At 70.4% G+C, this 15,181-nt stretch carries 12 protein-coding genes and 1 pseudogene; 7 read left to right on the top strand and 6 right to left on the bottom strand.

Features of this window, described 5'->3' with window-relative positions:
* Nucleotides 1-197 (top strand): annotated as a pseudogene (locus ACFRAV_RS14555) (insulinase family protein); the annotation flags it as partial.
* Between the two features lie 27 nt (nt 198-224).
* Here the strand turns inward: ACFRAV_RS14555 and eccD are convergent.
* Nucleotides 225-1,727, bottom strand: coding sequence for a type VII secretion integral membrane protein EccD (gene eccD, locus ACFRAV_RS14550; RefSeq protein WP_382555124.1), 1,503 nt, complete (start codon nt 1,725-1,727; stop codon nt 225-227).
* A gap of 323 nt (nt 1,728-2,050) precedes the next feature.
* On the opposite strand from eccD, the gene eccCa reads away from it, so the two are divergent.
* From eccCa to ACFRAV_RS14520, 6 genes are all read left to right on the top strand, one after another.
* Nucleotides 2,051-6,022, top strand: coding sequence for a type VII secretion protein EccCa (gene eccCa / locus ACFRAV_RS14545; protein WP_382555121.1), 3,972 nt, complete (start codon nt 2,051-2,053; stop codon nt 6,020-6,022).
* On the top strand, nt 6,022-6,255 hold the full coding sequence (locus ACFRAV_RS14540; RefSeq protein WP_382555118.1) for a hypothetical protein: 234 nt from the start codon (nt 6,022-6,024) through the stop codon (nt 6,253-6,255). The genes eccCa and ACFRAV_RS14540 overlap by 1 nt, the downstream gene beginning before the upstream one ends.
* Before the next feature lie 16 nt (nt 6,256-6,271).
* Entirely contained in the window at nt 6,272-6,772 is a 501-nt protein-coding gene (locus ACFRAV_RS14535) for a hypothetical protein (RefSeq protein WP_382555116.1), read from the top strand.
* A 13-nt stretch (nt 6,773-6,785) separates the two neighbouring features.
* Nucleotides 6,786-9,122, top strand: a complete 2,337-nt coding sequence (locus ACFRAV_RS14530) for a hypothetical protein (protein ID WP_382555113.1) — start codon at nt 6,786-6,788, stop codon at nt 9,120-9,122.
* Between the two features lie 98 nt (nt 9,123-9,220).
* Nucleotides 9,221-9,793, top strand: coding sequence for a hypothetical protein (locus ACFRAV_RS14525; protein ID WP_382555111.1), 573 nt, complete (start codon nt 9,221-9,223; stop codon nt 9,791-9,793).
* Nucleotides 9,794-9,840: 47 nt separating this feature from the next.
* On the top strand, nt 9,841-10,404 hold the full coding sequence (locus ACFRAV_RS14520; protein WP_382555110.1) for a hypothetical protein: 564 nt from the start codon (nt 9,841-9,843) through the stop codon (nt 10,402-10,404).
* Nucleotides 10,405-10,515: 111 nt separating this feature from the next.
* On the opposite strand, the gene ACFRAV_RS14515 is transcribed toward ACFRAV_RS14520, so the two are convergent.
* The 5 genes from ACFRAV_RS14515 to ACFRAV_RS14495 form a co-directional block, all read right to left on the bottom strand.
* The gene (locus tag ACFRAV_RS14515) at nt 10,516-10,812 is read right to left on the bottom strand and encodes a WXG100 family type VII secretion target (RefSeq protein WP_382555107.1); all 297 of its coding nucleotides are present in this window, start codon (nt 10,810-10,812) and stop codon (nt 10,516-10,518) included.
* A gap of 66 nt (nt 10,813-10,878) precedes the next feature.
* Nucleotides 10,879-11,220 (bottom strand): WXG100 family type VII secretion target, encoded by a 342-nt coding sequence (locus tag ACFRAV_RS14510; RefSeq protein ID WP_382555105.1) that lies wholly within the window; start codon nt 11,218-11,220, stop codon nt 10,879-10,881.
* Between the two features lie 89 nt (nt 11,221-11,309).
* Nucleotides 11,310-12,584 carry a S8 family serine peptidase gene (locus ACFRAV_RS14505; protein ID WP_382555103.1) on the bottom strand — a complete coding sequence of 425 codons (1,275 nt, stop codon included), beginning with the start codon at nt 12,582-12,584 and terminating at the stop codon, nt 11,310-11,312.
* Between the two features lie 80 nt (nt 12,585-12,664).
* On the bottom strand, nt 12,665-14,578 hold the full coding sequence (locus ACFRAV_RS14500; RefSeq protein ID WP_382555101.1) for a hypothetical protein: 1,914 nt from the start codon (nt 14,576-14,578) through the stop codon (nt 12,665-12,667).
* A complete protein-coding gene (locus ACFRAV_RS14495) occupies nt 14,578-15,003 on the bottom strand; it encodes a hypothetical protein (protein ID WP_382555098.1) in 426 nt (141 codons plus the stop codon). Before ACFRAV_RS14495 ends, ACFRAV_RS14500 begins: the two co-directional genes overlap by 1 nt.
* Nucleotides 15,004-15,181: the final 178 nt, after the last annotated feature.

The raw sequence follows: 15,181 nt of genomic DNA, 5'->3' as shown, positions 1-15,181 counted from the left end.
CCCATGTCCGTCCGTCCACCGCGACGGCCGTGATCGTCGGCGACCTGACCGGCATCGACCTGGACGCGCTGCTGGCGGAGACCCTCGGCGACTGGTCGGGCGACGCCGGCCGGACCCGCCCGGTGCCGCCCATCACCGCGAACGACACCGGCCGCGTCGTGATCGTGGACCGGCCCGGCGCGGTCCAGACCCAGCTGCGCCCGGCCTGCCGCCGGGCGCGGGGGTCAGCCGGTCATCGCCCGGGCGGCCTCGTAGACGCCGAAGACCGCGAGGGCCAGCGGGACCAGGGTCAACAGGACGAAGGACTCCGCGATCTCCAGGAACCGCCCCCAGAACGGGGTCGGGCCGCCGCGCGGGGCGATCAGGCCGATGCCGGTGATCAGCGCCGTCGCGGCGGCGACGGCGGCGACCAGCCACAGGGTGCGCAGTTCCAGGGCGGACGGGTCGGCGGTGGCCGGCGGGTTGAGCGCGAGCCCGAGGCCGAGCAGCACCAGGGAGGCGAGGCCGGCCGCGAGCAGCGGACCCACCTGGGCGGTGTAGCGGAACAGGGTGGCACGCATGATCAGCGCGATGCCGGTGGCCAGCGCGAGGAGCCGCGCCCACAGGCCGTCGGAGAAGCCGAGCACCGCGCAGGCGACGACGGCGACCAGGGCGCAGCCTCCGACGAGGCCGACGAGCAGTTCGTGGCCGCGGCGGGTGCGCTCCTCGATGCGGTGCAGGTCGACCGGTTCCTGCGGCTCGGTCGCCGGCGTGCCGTAGGCGCTCGCGGTACCGGTCTGCGGCGGGTCGAAGCCGATGGGGAGGCGGGCGAAGCGCAGGGACACGCCGGGCAGGAAGGCGAGGGCGCCGACGGCGAGCGGGGCGCACAGGGCGGCCGTCTCGGTGGCGTTCCAGCGCAGCGCGAGCGCGGCGAACAGGGTGGCCACGCCGATCGCGGAGGCGACCACGCAGGCCACGAAGGGGCCGTCGCCGCGCGGGGAGCACAGTGTCAGGACCACGGCGGCGACCAGGACGGCGGCGCAGGCCAGCAGGACCTGGAGCTTGCCGATGCCGGTGCCGTCGGCGAGCGGCAGCAGGCCGGAGCCGGCGACGCCCATGTTGGGCAGCGCCCCCAGGCCGAGCGCGAGGGCGGCCTGGCGGTCGTCGTAGACGCGGGCGCGGACGCAGGCCAGGACGACGAGGACCACGCCGGCGATGGCGGCGAGGACGCCCGGCAGGCCGTGCATGTCGTGGCCGGGGTGCGAGGTCCAGGCGACGAAGGCGAGCAGGGCGGGCAGCACTCCCCCGGCGACCAGGCCGCCGGTGCGGGTGAGGTCGCCGGACCACAGGGTGTGGTCGCGGGAGACGGCGGAGGCGACGGCCTCGGAGACGTCGTCGAAGACGGCGGGCGGCAGCGAGGCGGAGAAGGGCCGCAGGGTGAGCAGCTCGCCGTCGAGGATGCGCTGGGCCGCGAAGGAGCGGGCGCTGTCGAGGACGGTGCCGTCGCGGCGGACGAGGTGGTAGCCGACGGGCGCCCCTTCGGCGGGGCTCTGCCGGGAGAGCCTGAGGATCTCCGGGTAGAGGTCGGCGACCGGGATGTCGTCGGGCAGTGCCACGTCGATGCGGCTGTCGGGCGCGACGATGGTGACCCGGCAGAAGCCGAGTCCGGAGGCGGCGCCCGTTCCGGACGGGCCCGCGGGTCCGGGACCGGCCTGTCCGGTGGCCGGCGCGGAGGCCGTGGTGCTCACCTTCTGCTCCCCCTCGGTGGTGGTGTGCGGTGGTGGTCTGCGGTGGCGCGTGCGCGTGACGGATTCGTGTGGCGGGTGCGGCGGTCCGGTGACCGCGGAGGGCGTGTGGGCGTCCCCGCGGCGGCCGAACGTCCGTGTTGTCCGGTGTCGTTCACGTGTGTCCGCGCCAACCTGCGGCCCTGGCCGTCCGGTCGGGGCGAACATCCGGCACCATACCGCTCACCGGTGCTGCGTGGACTCAGTAGGATCACGCCGCGGCCCGCATACCCGGACCACGGGGAGCCCTGGACAACGGCAGGGCCCGGCAAGGGGATTGGTGACCAGTGAGCCACATCGTCGTGAAGCGTCCGCCGAGGGCGCTGCCGTCCGAGGTGCCCACGGAAGAGATCGTGCTGCAGCCACCGCCGGAGTTGCCGCGCGGGCATCAGGAGAGCGTGCTGATGCAGCTGCTGCCGACGCTCGGCATGGGCGGTTCGGTGGTGTTCTTCTTCATGAGCGACAAGCCGTTCATGAAGATCATGGGCATGGTGATGATCGCCTCGACGATCGCCATGTCGGTGGCGATGGTGGTGCGGTTCCGGCGGGGCAACCAGGGACAGCTGGCCGACCTGCGGCGTGACTACCTGGGCTATCTGACGATGACCCGGCAGCGCGCGGTGGACACCGCGAACGCGCAGCGGGACGCCCAGTACTACCTGCACCCCTCCCCCGAGCAGCTGTGGGCGCTGGTCGCCGAGGGCAGCCGGGTGTGGGAGCGGCGGCCGGGCGACGAGGACTTCGCGCAGGTGCGGATCGGCCTGGGCCCGCAGCAGCTGGCGTCGCCGCTGATCGCTCCGCAGACCGGGCCGGTGGACCAGTTGGAGCCGTTGGCCGCGGGCGCGATGCAGCGGTTCGTGGCGGTGCACTCGACGCTGGAGGACCTGCCGATGGCGGTGTCCCTGCGGGCGTTCCACCGGGTGACGGTGAGCGGCGAGCAGGAGTCGGTGCGCGCCCTGGTGCGGGCCATGACGGGGGCGCTGACCTCGCTGCACTCCCCGGAGGACATGGTGCTGGCGGTGGCCGCGGGCCAGGGCGCGCTGGAGCACTGGGAGTGGGCGAAGTGGCTGCCGCACGCCCAGGCTCCCGGCGCTCCGGACGGGGCGGGTTCGCGTCGGCTGATCTCCGGGGATCCGCGCGTGCTGGAGGACCTGCTGTCGGGCAGCCTGTCGGGACGGCCCCGGTTCCATCCGGCGGCTCCCCCGCTGCCGGAGACGCCGCATCTGGTGCTGGTGCTGGACGGGGTGTCGCTGCCCCACGACTCGGTGCTGGCGAGCCCGGAGGGGCTGCAGGGCGTCACGCTGATCGAGGTGGTGCCGGGCGAGCAGGTGGGCGCTCCGGGCGACCTGGCGATGTCGGTGCACCCGTCGTCGCTGCGGCTGGAGTCGGCGCACGGCGCGGTGTACGAGGGGACGCCGGACACCATGTCGTACGCGTCGGCCGAGGCGCTGGCGCGGCAGCTGGCTCCGCTGCGGATGGCGTCGGGCGGTGACGACGACGAACCGCTTCTGGCGAACCTGGAGTTCACCGACCTGCTGAATCTGGGCGACGCCGCCTCGGTGGACCCGAAGCGGACCTGGCGGCCGCGGGCGCTGGCGGAGCGGCTGCGGGTGCCGATCGGCCTCGGCGAGGACGGCCGTCCGGTGATGCTGGACCTGAAGGAGGCCGCGCAGGAGGGCATGGGCCCGCACGGCCTGTGCGTGGGCGCGACCGGTTCCGGCAAGTCGGAGCTGCTGCGCACCCTGGTGCTGGGCCTGGCGGTCACGCACTCGTCGGAGACGCTGAACTTCGTGCTCGCCGACTTCAAGGGCGGCGCGACCTTCGCCGGCATGGCGCGGATGCCGCACGTGGCGGCGGTGATCACCAACCTGGCGGACGACCTGACGCTGGTGGACCGGATGGGCGACTCCATCCGCGGTGAGCTCAACCGCCGGCAGGAGATGCTGCGCGACGCGGGCAACTACGCCAACATCCACGACTACGAGAAGGCCCGCGCGGCGGGCGCCCCGCTGCAGCCGATCCCCTCGCTGGTGCTGGTCATCGACGAGTTCAGCGAACTGCTGAGCGCGAAGCCGGACTTCATCGAGATGTTCGTGCAGATCGGCCGTATCGGCCGCTCCCTCGGCGTGCATCTGCTGCTGGCCTCGCAGCGTCTGGAGGAGGGACGGCTGCGCGGTCTGGAGACGTACCTGTCGTACCGGATCGGTCTGCGGACGTTCTCGGCGGCGGAGTCGCGGGCGGCGCTGGGCGTTCCGGACGCCTACGAGCTGCCGAACGTGCCGGGTTCCGGGTTCCTGAAGTTCGGCACCGACGAGATGGTGCGGTTCAAGGCGGCCTACGTCTCCGGCGTCCACCGTTCGGGGGCGCAGCAGGCGGCGCTGGCCGGCGGGTCGCTGCCGGTGGACCGGCGGCCGGTGCTGTTCACGGCGGCCGAGGTGCCGGTGCGCTACGCGCAGGTGCCGCGGCAGCGGACCGTGTCCGAGAGCGCGGGCGGCGACGACGCGCTGGCGGACACGGTGCTGGACGTGATCGTGAAGCGGCTGGAGGCGCAGGGGCCGGCGGCGCACCAGGTGTGGCTGCCGCCGTTGGACAGTCCGCCGTCGCTGGATGGTCTGCTGCCGGGTCTGACGGCCGTGGAGGGCCGTGGCCTCACCCAGCCCGGTTACGAGGGCGCGGGGCGTCTGGTGGTGCCGGTGGGCATCGTCGACAAGCCGTACGAGCAGCGGCGTGATCCGCTGTGGGTGGACTTCTCGGGCGCGGCCGGTCACATGCAGATCCTGGGCGGTCCGCAGTCCGGCAAGTCGACGCTGCTGCGCGCGCTGGTGTCGTCGTTCGCGCTGACCCACACCCCGCAGGAGGTGCAGTTCTACGGGCTGGACTTCGGTGGCGGCGGCATGGTGTCCATCGAGGGGCTGCCCCATGTGGGCGGCGTGGCCTCGCGGCTGGATCCGGAGCGGGTGCGGCGCACGGTGGCCGAGGTGTACGGCGTGCTGAACCGGCGTGAGGAGTACTTCCGGGCGGCGGGCATCCCGTCGATCGCGGAGTTCCGCCAGCGGCGGGCGCGCGGCACCATCTCGATGACGGACCAGCCGTGGGGCGACGTCTTCCTGCTGATCGACGGCTGGGGCAACTTCAAGGGCGAGTACGAGGCGCTGGAGCCGATCGTGCTGGAGATCGCGGCGCGCGGTCTGGGTTACGGCGTCCACCTGGTGCTCACCGCCTCGCGGTCGATGGAGGTCCGCTCGAACCTCAAGGACCAGCTGATGAACCGCCTCGAGCTGAGGCTCGGCGACCCGATGGACTCGGAGTTCGACCGCAAGGTGGCGGCGAACGTGCCGTCGGGCGTCCCGGGCCGCGGTCAGTCGCCGCAGAAGCTGCACTTCATGGCGGCGGTGCCGCGCATCGACGGTCTGACCTCGGACTCGGACCTGGCGGACGCCACGGCGGCGCTGGCCTCCGAGGTGACCCGGCACTGGAAGGCGCCGGGGGCGCCCAAGGTGCGGCTGCTGCCGCGCCGGCTGCCTCTGGCGGAGCTGCCGGCCGGCGACCGCTTCCCGGAGCGGGGCGTGGCGTTCGGGCTGGACGAGAACACGCTGGAGCCGGTGTTCGTCGACTTCGACCAGGATCCGTTCTTCCTGGTCTTCGGCGAGAGCGAGTCCGGCAAGTCGAACCTGCTGCGGCTGCTGATCAAGCAGCTCACGCAGCGGTATCCGGGCGACGCGTGCAAGCTGTTCGTGGTCGACAACCGGCGTTCGCTGCTGGACGTGACGCCCGACTCGCACCTGGCCGAGTACATCCCGATGTCCAACACGATGGACCATCACATGGCGGCGCTGGCGGACCTGATGCGGCGCCGTTCGCCCACCGCCGACGTCACCGCGCAGCAGCTGCGGGACCGCAGCTGGTGGAGCGGGCCGAACGTGTTCGTGGTCGTCGACGACTACGACCTGGTGTCGACCTCGCAGGGCAACCCGCTGGCCGGGCTGACCGAGCACCTGCCGTTCGCACGCGACGTGGGCGTGCGGTTCATCATCGCCCGCTCCACCGCGGGCGCCGGGCGGGCGGGCTACGAGGCGTTCATCCAGCGGATCAAGGAGCTGGGCGCCCAGGGCCTGGTGCTGGCGGGCGACCCCGGCGAGGGCGACCTGCTCGGCGGGGTGCGGCCCCGGCCGATGCCGGCGGGGCGGGGCGTGTTCGTCTCGCGCCGGCGCGGCAAGCCGCTGGTCCAGACGGGACTCGTGCCGGAGGGGACGTACTGATGGGCGGCCTGATGGTGTTCGGGATCCTGGTCGCGCTGATACCCGGCGTGCTGGGGCTCCTCGACCAGAAGAAGATGTGGTGGCGCTTCCAGGCGAAGAACTACGCCCACCCGGAGCACAACGAGCCTTCGGAAGGGGCATACCGACGGCAGCGGGTCGCGCTGATCTGCTGCTCGCTGGGATTCGTGGCGCTGATCGTCTGGCTGTGGGCGACCGCGCCGTCACCGAGCTGAATCGGGGGAGATCTTCATGGCATGGGACGAGTGGGAGCAGCTGAAGTCCGACGCGGCGGAACGCGCCTCGGGCAACATGCGGCTGAACCGGCTGCCGGACGACATGGGCGGCGGCTCCGGCCGGCCACCGTCGTCGGCGGGTGACCTGGAGGTCCACCAGAAGGACCTGGTCGCCATCGGCAAGGAGGCGCACACCCTCTACGACCAACTGTGGGACAAGGCCCGCCTCAAGGAGGCCGTCGACGGCGCCGCCCGCGACCTCACCGGCCAGGGCTTCGCGCTGGGTTCCGGGCTGAGCCACGTGTCGCTGAGGTGGAGCACGCAGCTGAACTCGCTGCTCGACGCCTGTGCGCACATCAGCAACCACATGCAGGTGACGCGCAAGATCCACGCCAACGACGAGGACTACATCCTGCGTCAGATGAGCAGCATCACCGCCTTGGACGCGGGCTTCGACGAGCGGGCCGGTGACCCCGGGAAGCCGAACCCGATCTACGGCGACGACAAGAAGAAGTGACGGGGGAGCTGCCATGGATCTGAACGCGCTGCGTTTCGCCAACTTCTCCCAGCTCGACGCCGCCGTCGAGGAGTGGCGACTGGTCTCCTCGAATCTGGAGACGCTGGCCAAGGACGCCGAGGACGGCCTTCACAAGACCTCGCTGAAGGCCAACTGGGCCGGTGAGAACAGTCAGGTCACCAAGGAGTTCATCGGCAAGACCGCCGGGGAGTTCAAGGACGCCCACACCCAGGCGACCACCATCCACAACATCCTCAAGGACACGACCGGTGAACTGAAGTCCTTCAAGCAGCAGTTGACGGACGCGATCGACCGTGGCCTGAAGAAGAACCTGACCGTCATGGACACCGGCGACGGCGGATTCACCGTGACGATGAACGTCCACCCCGACCGTGCCGCCAAGGGGCACACCGTTCCCGAGCACGACGCGAGCGACGTCACCGCCCTGCGGGACGAGGTGCAGGGGATACTCACCAAGGCCACCGAGAGCGACGAGAGCGCCCGCAAGGTCCTCACCGCGATAGCCGACCAGAGCCGCCTGGGCTTCTCCGACGCCAAGTACTCGGACCGCGACAGCGCTGCGGACGCGGTGCGGGACGCGGAGGAACTGGCCAAGCTGGCCCAGCAGAAGCCCGAGGACATCTCCCCCGAGGAGTTCGACCGCCTCAACGCGGGCCTCAAGGAGCACGCCGGCGACCCGTTGTTCGCCGAGACCTTCGCGACCACCCTCGGGCCGAAGGGGGTGCTGGACTTCTGGACCGGCATCAACGACCCGCACTACGGCGCCCGCCTCGGCTACGAGCGCGTCGAACAGTACGGCGACCTGCAGAAGAACCTGAGCCTCACCCTCGCCGCCGCCACGCAGAGCGACTCCCCCGCGATGGCGGACTGGCAGAACAAGATGATCGCCCTGGGCGACAAGCCGACCGGGCGCGACGGGTACGGCCCGATGGGCTTCCAGGTGATGAGCAACCTGATGCGCGCGGGCGACTTCGACGACAGCTTCCTCACCCGCTACGGCAACGCGCTCATGCAGACCGAACGCCAGCTCACCGGCAACGGCGAGCACGCCAACATGGCCTGGACCCACATGGGCATGGACGCACGCCTCAACCGGATGGGCGACGACAGCGGCGACGACCCGCTCACCGGCTACCTCAAGGCACTCTCCAACAGCCCGGACGCGGCCACCGACTTCTTCAACCAGGAGTACGTGAACAAGAACGACGAGGACAACCCGTTCGAGCGGGACACCGACGGCAACGGCAAGAAGGGTGCGGTCAGCCTCTCTAACTTCCAGTACCTCTTCGAGGAGCGGGAGTGGCCCAAGGAGTACGCACTCGACGGGGACGAACTCGACACCGGCCGCAACACCCTGGCGCTGGCCCTGGAGGCGGCGACCACCGGGCACCCGGCGGGCGAGCTGCCGACCGCGGACACGCCCGCTCACACCGCGGAGCAGGCCCGGCTGTTCGAGTCGGTGGTCAGTTCGGTCTCCGACGACCCCAAGCGGCTCACCGACCACGGGTTCATGTCGGACAGTCTCGGCCAGATGGCCTCCGAGTACCTGCCCGACATCAACCGCTCCATGACCGATGTCGACCTGGACAGCAACGACCCGCTCGACAAAGAGGCGCAGCAGCGCATCATGAACCTCTTCCCCGTCGCCGGGGAGGACGCTCGCATGCAGCATCACGAGGTCAGCCGGTTCCTGCTGACCGTTGGCCAGAACCCGGAGGGGTACGCGGCCGTGGACGTGGCGCAGAAGGCGTACGTGGCCAACCTCATGGACTACCACCTCGACCCCTCGCTGCCCGTGGAGCAGCGTTATCTGCCGGACGACTTGAACCGCACGGTCGAGGAGATCGCGCACAGCGCGGGCGAGGTCGGCGGCGCGTTGGCCGTCGGCCGCCAGGAGGGCATCGCCGGGGACGCGGCGGAGGCGGACAAGAAGTACGAGGAGTCCGTGCAGCAGCGCAAGGACCTGGTGTCCGCGGGCGTCGGCACCGTCGTCGGCGCAGGCACCTCACTGATCGCCAGCCCGATCGCGGGCGCGGTCGTGGGCGGTGCCGCCGACGCTGCCAGCAGCGCCCTGATCGACGCCGTCTTCGGCGAGGGCAAGGGCACGAAACTCGACGAGGCCGCCGGGGAGATCAACGCGTCCTGGGAGACCAGCGAGGACCACACCAAGGAGTACGTGCGCCGGGCCGCCGAGCAGGCGGCCCGGACGCACGGGCACGAGGACTCGGGCGACCTGGCGGAGGCCGCCCGGTCGGGGGTCCGGCAGGGCTTCACGGCCGGTGGCGAATACTGCGACAAGGTCGCCGCGGAACTGCAGACGGACCGCTGAGGCCACGTACCGGGGGCCGGCCCACGCCGCGGTTCCGGCCCCCGTGGTTCCACGACCGTGCCTGCGGCCAACGTTGTCTGTTCGGAGGAAGCAAGACCATGTCCAATCCACTCGCCGGTGCCGTGAACCGTCTCCCGTCCGCCGTCCGTGGGCTGTCAGCGGCGGCGCTGGCCACGGCTGTCGCAACGGGCCTGCTGAGCGGCTGTTCGAGCGAACCGGATCGTGCCTACAAGACGCCGGCCTCGCTGTGCGGCACCAAGGTCCCCGCCGAGTCGCTGGAGCCCTTCCTGCCGGCCGGTGAGCAGGTCACGGTGAAGGAGGACCGGCCCTTCGACGGAGAGGCGCGCTGCACGGTGCAGGTCGACGGCAAGCAGGTCTTCGTCGCCTCGCTGGAGTGGCGTGAGCGCCGGGGCGGCATCTTCCAGTTCTTCGGCCTCAACCGCGGCATGAAGGACGGCGGCACGACCAAGGGCGACGACGACCTGATGTACACCGAACGCGGCGCGGTGTCACGCCTGTCGGGATGTACTCCGCCCAAGGAGGACCAGACGCTGTACGCCTCCCTCGAGGCACTGGCCGACGACGTGGGGGACGCCGAGGCGATGAAGCGGCTCGCGTCCGCGTACACCGAGCAGGCCCGGTCGTCGGACCTGTGCCGGGGGCAGGGCTGAGGGCCGTCGCCCCGGGCCACCGGTCACCCTTCGCAAGGAGCACCCCCATGCTGCTGTCCCGCACCGCAGTCGCTCTGTTCCGCACCTGCGCGGTGATCAGTGCGTCAATCGTGACGGCCGCGGCCCTGTCAGGCTGCGGGAGCGAGGCACAGCGGGAGTACACGGTGCCGCACAGCCTGTGTGGCATTCCGGTGAGCACGGACGACCTGGCCCCGTTCCTTCCGGCGGGTAAGAAGATCGAGGTCAAGGAACGGGACGCGACGGACGAGCTGAGCTGGAAGACGGGCTGCACGGTGTTCGTGGACGGGAAGGACGTCCTGGCCACGACGGTGGAGTGGAACGAGCCGGACACCCGCACGGGCGACTTCGCCGGAGGTGTCACTCTGGAGCATCCGGACCACAGCACCGGCAACGGCCACTTCCTGTGGTCCGACCGAGAGGGCTTCGGACGGACCGGGTGCACCGCCCCCGACGACGGTGACCGGCTGTTCACCGCTGTACGCGCCTACGGTTCCGAGCACCGTGACGCCGACGCCATGAAGCGCATCATCGACGCCTTCACCAAGGCTGTCGAGAAGTCGGACGCCTGCGAGTCGGGCGGGGAACTCTGAGCGGCCGGCATCGCCCGGACGGCAAGGAACCGGGGCAGGGCGCCCTCCGTGCGCGTCCCGCCCCGGTTCCTGTGTCGCGGCTCGGCCTGTGGAGCAGCCGTGGCCGGTGGATCAGCCGTGGAAGTAACCGGCCGCCTTCAGGTCACCACCGCGGTAGTCACCGCCGGCCTGGGAGACCTTCGAACCGATCTGCATCAGCGCCGTGTGGATGGCGTTGGCGTGCTTGTCCCACTCCACCATGACCTCCTGGAAGGCGGTCGCGGCCTCGCCCTCCCAGCCCGTCGCCGCCTGGGCGATCGCGGACTTCAGCGCGCCGAGGTCCTGCTCCAGCTTCTGCGCCTGGGTGCCCAGCTCGGTGGTCAGGGCGTCGAGCCCGCCGTACTTGACGGCAAGTTCATCTTGGTTCATCGACATGGTTCCCTCGTCTCATGCTCGTGGTGGGTGCTCGCTGTGCGGGGGCCCGCCGGCGTGCGGTCAGTAACCGTTGATCGCGGAGGTCTTGCCGCCGTACTGCACGTCGATGGAGTCGATCGTGCCCCGCACCTCGTCCTCGAGGTTGTCCTTGTCCCTGCGGGTCATGTTGATGTTGTCGAGGAACTTCACGAGCAGCTGGCCGATGTCGCGCATGTGCTCGTTGATCTCGACCTGCTTCCGGTTGAAGGCCGCGGCGCCGATGCCCCGCCAGTGGCCCTCCAGCTGGTCGATGGTGCCCTGCAGCCGGGTCATCTGACCCTTGATCGACTCGAAGCGTTCGACGATGTTCTTCTGGAGGGCTTGGACCTCACTGTCCCGGAGAAGCTGTCCATCTGAAGCCATGGCCTGTGATCCCTTTCGTCAGCGGTCTTGATGTGCCGGTCGGTCTGTTGGTCGGAGTGGTCCGGTGCGGGGCGGATGCCGTGATCAGCTCAGGCGGTGCGCCGCTTCCGCATGACGACGAAGGCGACGACGCCGCCGAGCACCACCACGGCGGCGGCCGCGCCGGCGATCGGCCACAGGGCGCCGCTGTCGCCGTCCTGCGCGGCGGCGGTGTCCGTGTCCGTCGCTCCGGCTTCCTCGCCCTTGCCGCCGGGGACGGGCTCGGCGCCGCCCGCGGGGGTCTTGGAGGAGGCGTCGGCGGGGGTGGTGGGGGTGGGCGAGGGGATGGGCTGGAAGACCTCGAGGCTCTTGAACATGACCTCGTGCTGCTTCAGCAACGGGTCGACGTCAGGGGCCCCGGGGTCGAACTTCGGGTCCGCCAGGACGATGCGGGGACGCACCAGACCGTGCCCCAGGTAGACACTCGTCTCCTCCCGCGGCCAATCCCGACCGGCGGTCTCGATCAGAGCATTCAGCACCTGGTTGTTGGTCCACTCGGGGTGGACGGACCAGATCAGGGCGGCAGAGGCGGAAGCGATAGCTGCGGCGTAACTCGTGCCCTGGGCAGGGCAGTACCGGGTGAACGTGTCGTCACACCAGCCAGACAGGTCGAGCCCCGGAGCGGCGAGGTCCACATCGGCACCCTGCTCGGAGAACTTCCCCACCGTGCTGGCCTTATCGACAGCGGCCACACCCACGACGTAGGGATAGCCTGCGGGGTAGCCGATGTTCTTGCCCTCCGGGGACTTCTTCCCGGCGTCATTACCGACGCTGGCGAAGAGGAGCTTGCCCTTGGAGTACGCGTACCTGACTGCCGCGACGTCCTCGTCGCGGATCCAGGGCGCACCGAACGACATGTTGATGATTCTGGCGTCACTGTCTGCCGCAGCCCTGATGGCCTGGGCGACGGTAGGCGCCTTCTTCTTCTCGGACTTGCTCAGATCGATGCCGAGGCGGATAGGCAAAATTTTTGCGCCAGGTGCCAGGCCTTTGATCCCACCACCCGCTCCGGTCCCCGCGATGTTCTCCGCCATGCTGGTGCCGTGGCCGTCGGTGTCCACGGTCGCTTTGTAGCCGGCGGTACCAGAGATGCCGTCCTCGATGACCTGCCCCTTCAGGGAGGGCGTCTGAGGATTGACACCGGAGTCGATCACCGCGACCGTCACACCGTCGCCGGTGCTGGTCTTCCACATCTCGCGGGCCTTCATCGCGGTGAGGTGCCAACCCTCGGGGGCTTCAGCCGCCGAAGCCGAAGGGATGGCTCCAACCATCGTCAGGGCCAGCGCCCCACACGTCGCCCCGACGGCGGACAGCCTCCTGCTCATGCGACCACGGCGGTGGGCGACTGTTCTACCAGGTCTGCTGATGACTGACGCCATGTCCTTGTCTGTCCTCGCTCTGTTCGTCAGCCGTTGGTGGGCGGTGTATTGCGCCGCTCGGCATCGGTCGATCGCTTCTTGTCACGGTTCCGCCGGGAGCCCGCCCCGCTCGGCGCGCCGACCACCCCACCGGGCGCCGCGTTGGGGCGCTGCACCGGCCTGGCCGCGCCGGCGGCCGGGGTGCCGGAGGCACCGACCACGCCTCGGCGCCCAGGCTGCTCGCCCGTTCCACGGGTGACACCGTCGGAACCGCCGATCACCGTGCCGCGCGGCACGCGGGTGCCGTTGGGGCCGTTCGGCGCCATCCCGGCGGGCCTTCCGCCCACCACCCCGCCGGTCGCCGCTGCACCGCTCTGGACCGGACGTCCGGAGCCCTGCCCGCCGACCGGTGCGTTGGCCCGCGGAACTCCGCCGGCAACGCCGTGAGGGGCGGGGGTGGCACCGGTCACGCGGCCGACACTGCGGTTGTTCGCCTGCCGACCGGTAACGGGTTGCGTTTGACCCATCGGCCCCACGGCTCCACGAGCACCGGCGCCACCCGCACGGCCCGCAGCCTGCTGCTGACCCATCGGCCCCACAGGCCCTCGAGCACCGCCTCCGCCTGCCCGACCCGTAGCCGCCTGCTGGCCCACAGGGCCTACTGGGCCTCGAGCACCCGCGCCCCCCGCGCGCCCGGTGGCCGCCTGCTGCCCCGCAGGACCACGAGCACCCGCACGCCCGGTGGCCTGCTGGCCCGTCGGACCCACAGGACCACGAGCACCTGCGCCACCCGCACGCCCCGCAGCCTGCTGGCCCGTCGGACCGACGGGCTGCATGGGGCTGCGGCTGACCGCCGGTCCGGTGCCCTTACCCCCGGCACCGGTCACCCCGCGGGGCGCCTGACCCTGGGCCGAGATCGGCATCTGGCGGGCGTTGGGGCCACCGCCACGACCAACGGCGGTGGTGGGGCCCACAGGTGCGGTGGCCGGCGGGACAGGGGTGCCTGTTGCGGCAGGGCCGGTTGCGGGAGAGGAACTGATCGGCTTCGTCGTGTCCTGAGGAGGAGCGACTGTCGCCACACTGTCGATCTGCATGGACCCGCTGCTCGCAGGCTGGACCTCCGGAGCGACACCTGCGGCAGATCCATCGACACGTCCGATGACCGGCGCAGCCTCGTCGGCGTAGCCACGCCCACTTGCGACCGACGGCTCTCCGGCATACCCGGTCTGACCGGACTGCTTGGCACCCTCGTACAGATCTACGTTCCGTGGGGCAGGCACCGCGACATTCGGCATCGGATCGAAGGTCGGCGGCTCCTGCCCCGCCAATGCCTCCTCCGAGACTGCATAGAACGACGAAAGGCGGATCATCTGGTTGATCGCCTCCTGCCGGTGCTGCTCTGCCTTGACCGCGGCGGCGTACTCCTCGTTGCTGTCCACACGCGCGGGCGAGGGGATGTCCGAGACCGACTTCGGGTCTTCCCGCGTGTCACGGGGCGGCATGGACTTGCGGACCGAGGCGAGGCCGGAGCCGGCCAGGGTGACCTGCTCGCCCACGGTTTCCGAGTAGGTCGCCAACGCCTTGGCCTTGGTGACGAGGTTGGTACTCCAGGTCTCGAACGCCTCGGCCGACTCGCCCTCCCAGTCGACCTTGGCGATGTCGACACGAAGCTGTTCCGCCGCCTCGTCGATGGCCGTGCTCGCCTTCAACAGCGCAGCGCCGACCTCCTCGACCTGCTCGGGATTGGCCGGCTCCACCATGTCGATCATGTCGTTGAGGCGGTGACCCTCGAAGTTCGTCCGGCCGAAGAACCGCCCGCCACCACCAGGCAGCATGGCGCCGAAGACGCGCTCCAGCGTGTTGACCAGGTCGATGACCTGGGCGTTCCCCTGGACTTCTTCGAGGTCGTCCTTGATCTGCTCGTCGTAGTACTTGTCGTCGTGACCACCGTGGCCGCCCATCAGAACCCACCTCCCTGGATGCGCTTCTTGGCGTTAGTGGCGAGATCCTGCTCGCGCTCCTGCTCACGCCGGAGGTCAATCTCGATCTCGCGGAACCTGCGCCGCGCGTCTTCCTCGAGGTTGTCGAACCCGATGTCCGCACCGTGCACGGCGATCTGAAGGGCCTCTATCTGCAGGCCGAGCGTCCTGGACAGCGTCGAGATGCGCGCATGCGCCTGGGCGTACTGGGCGTAGAGACCGACGGCCTCGCCGAAGGCGGAGCCGCCGGCGAGCGACTCGCGGGTCAGCGTCAGGCTTTCCACCTGGTTGGCGTTGGCCGGTGACGCGTCCAAGGTGTCGAGGACCGCGTCGACCTTCTTCTTGAACGAGCTGAGCGCTTCGACTCCCCGCCTGAGGTAAGCGCCACCCGCGCCATCATCCAGCACGATCGTGTCATCTCCCCGTTGTTGTCGCCCGCTTCAGGGGCCTTCGCTGCCGACCCGTGATGCGTTCATGTCGCAACAAGACCACTGTAGTCACTTCGCGTGACTCTCCCAACTGCCTTCTGCAACGGCCTTGATACAGCTTGCGATCATGAACGGCGAGCCGAGACCTCGTGCGGCA

Origin of the sequence: Streptomyces sp. NPDC056600 (assembly GCF_042792855.1) — a bacterium.
Classification (GTDB): Bacteria; Actinomycetota; Actinomycetes; order Streptomycetales; family Streptomycetaceae; genus Streptomyces.
This window is presented reverse-complemented; position numbering and strand designations above follow the sequence as displayed.

Bases quoted from the DNA above. Each gene is read 5' to 3' on its own strand.
- ACFRAV_RS14540 (WP_382555118.1), top strand. From the start codon at position 6,022: ATGGGCGGCCTGATGGTGTTCGGGATCCTGGTCGCGCTGATACCCGGC.
- ACFRAV_RS14535 (WP_382555116.1), top strand. From the start codon at position 6,272: ATGGCATGGGACGAGTGGGAGCAGCTGAAGTCCGACGCGGCGGAACGC.
- ACFRAV_RS14530 (WP_382555113.1), top strand. From the start codon at position 6,786: ATGGATCTGAACGCGCTGCGTTTCGCCAACTTCTCCCAGCTCGACGCC.
- ACFRAV_RS14525 (WP_382555111.1), top strand. From the start codon at position 9,221: ATGTCCAATCCACTCGCCGGTGCCGTGAACCGTCTCCCGTCCGCCGTC.
- ACFRAV_RS14520 (WP_382555110.1), top strand. From the start codon at position 9,841: ATGCTGCTGTCCCGCACCGCAGTCGCTCTGTTCCGCACCTGCGCGGTG.
- ACFRAV_RS14515 (WP_382555107.1), bottom strand. From the start codon at position 10,812: ATGAACCAAGATGAACTTGCCGTCAAGTACGGCGGGCTCGACGCCCTG.
- ACFRAV_RS14510 (WP_382555105.1), bottom strand. From the start codon at position 11,220: ATGGCTTCAGATGGACAGCTTCTCCGGGACAGTGAGGTCCAAGCCCTC.
- ACFRAV_RS14505 (WP_382555103.1), bottom strand. From the start codon at position 12,584: ATGAGCAGGAGGCTGTCCGCCGTCGGGGCGACGTGTGGGGCGCTGGCC.
- ACFRAV_RS14500 (WP_382555101.1), bottom strand. From the start codon at position 14,578: ATGGGCGGCCACGGTGGTCACGACGACAAGTACTACGACGAGCAGATC.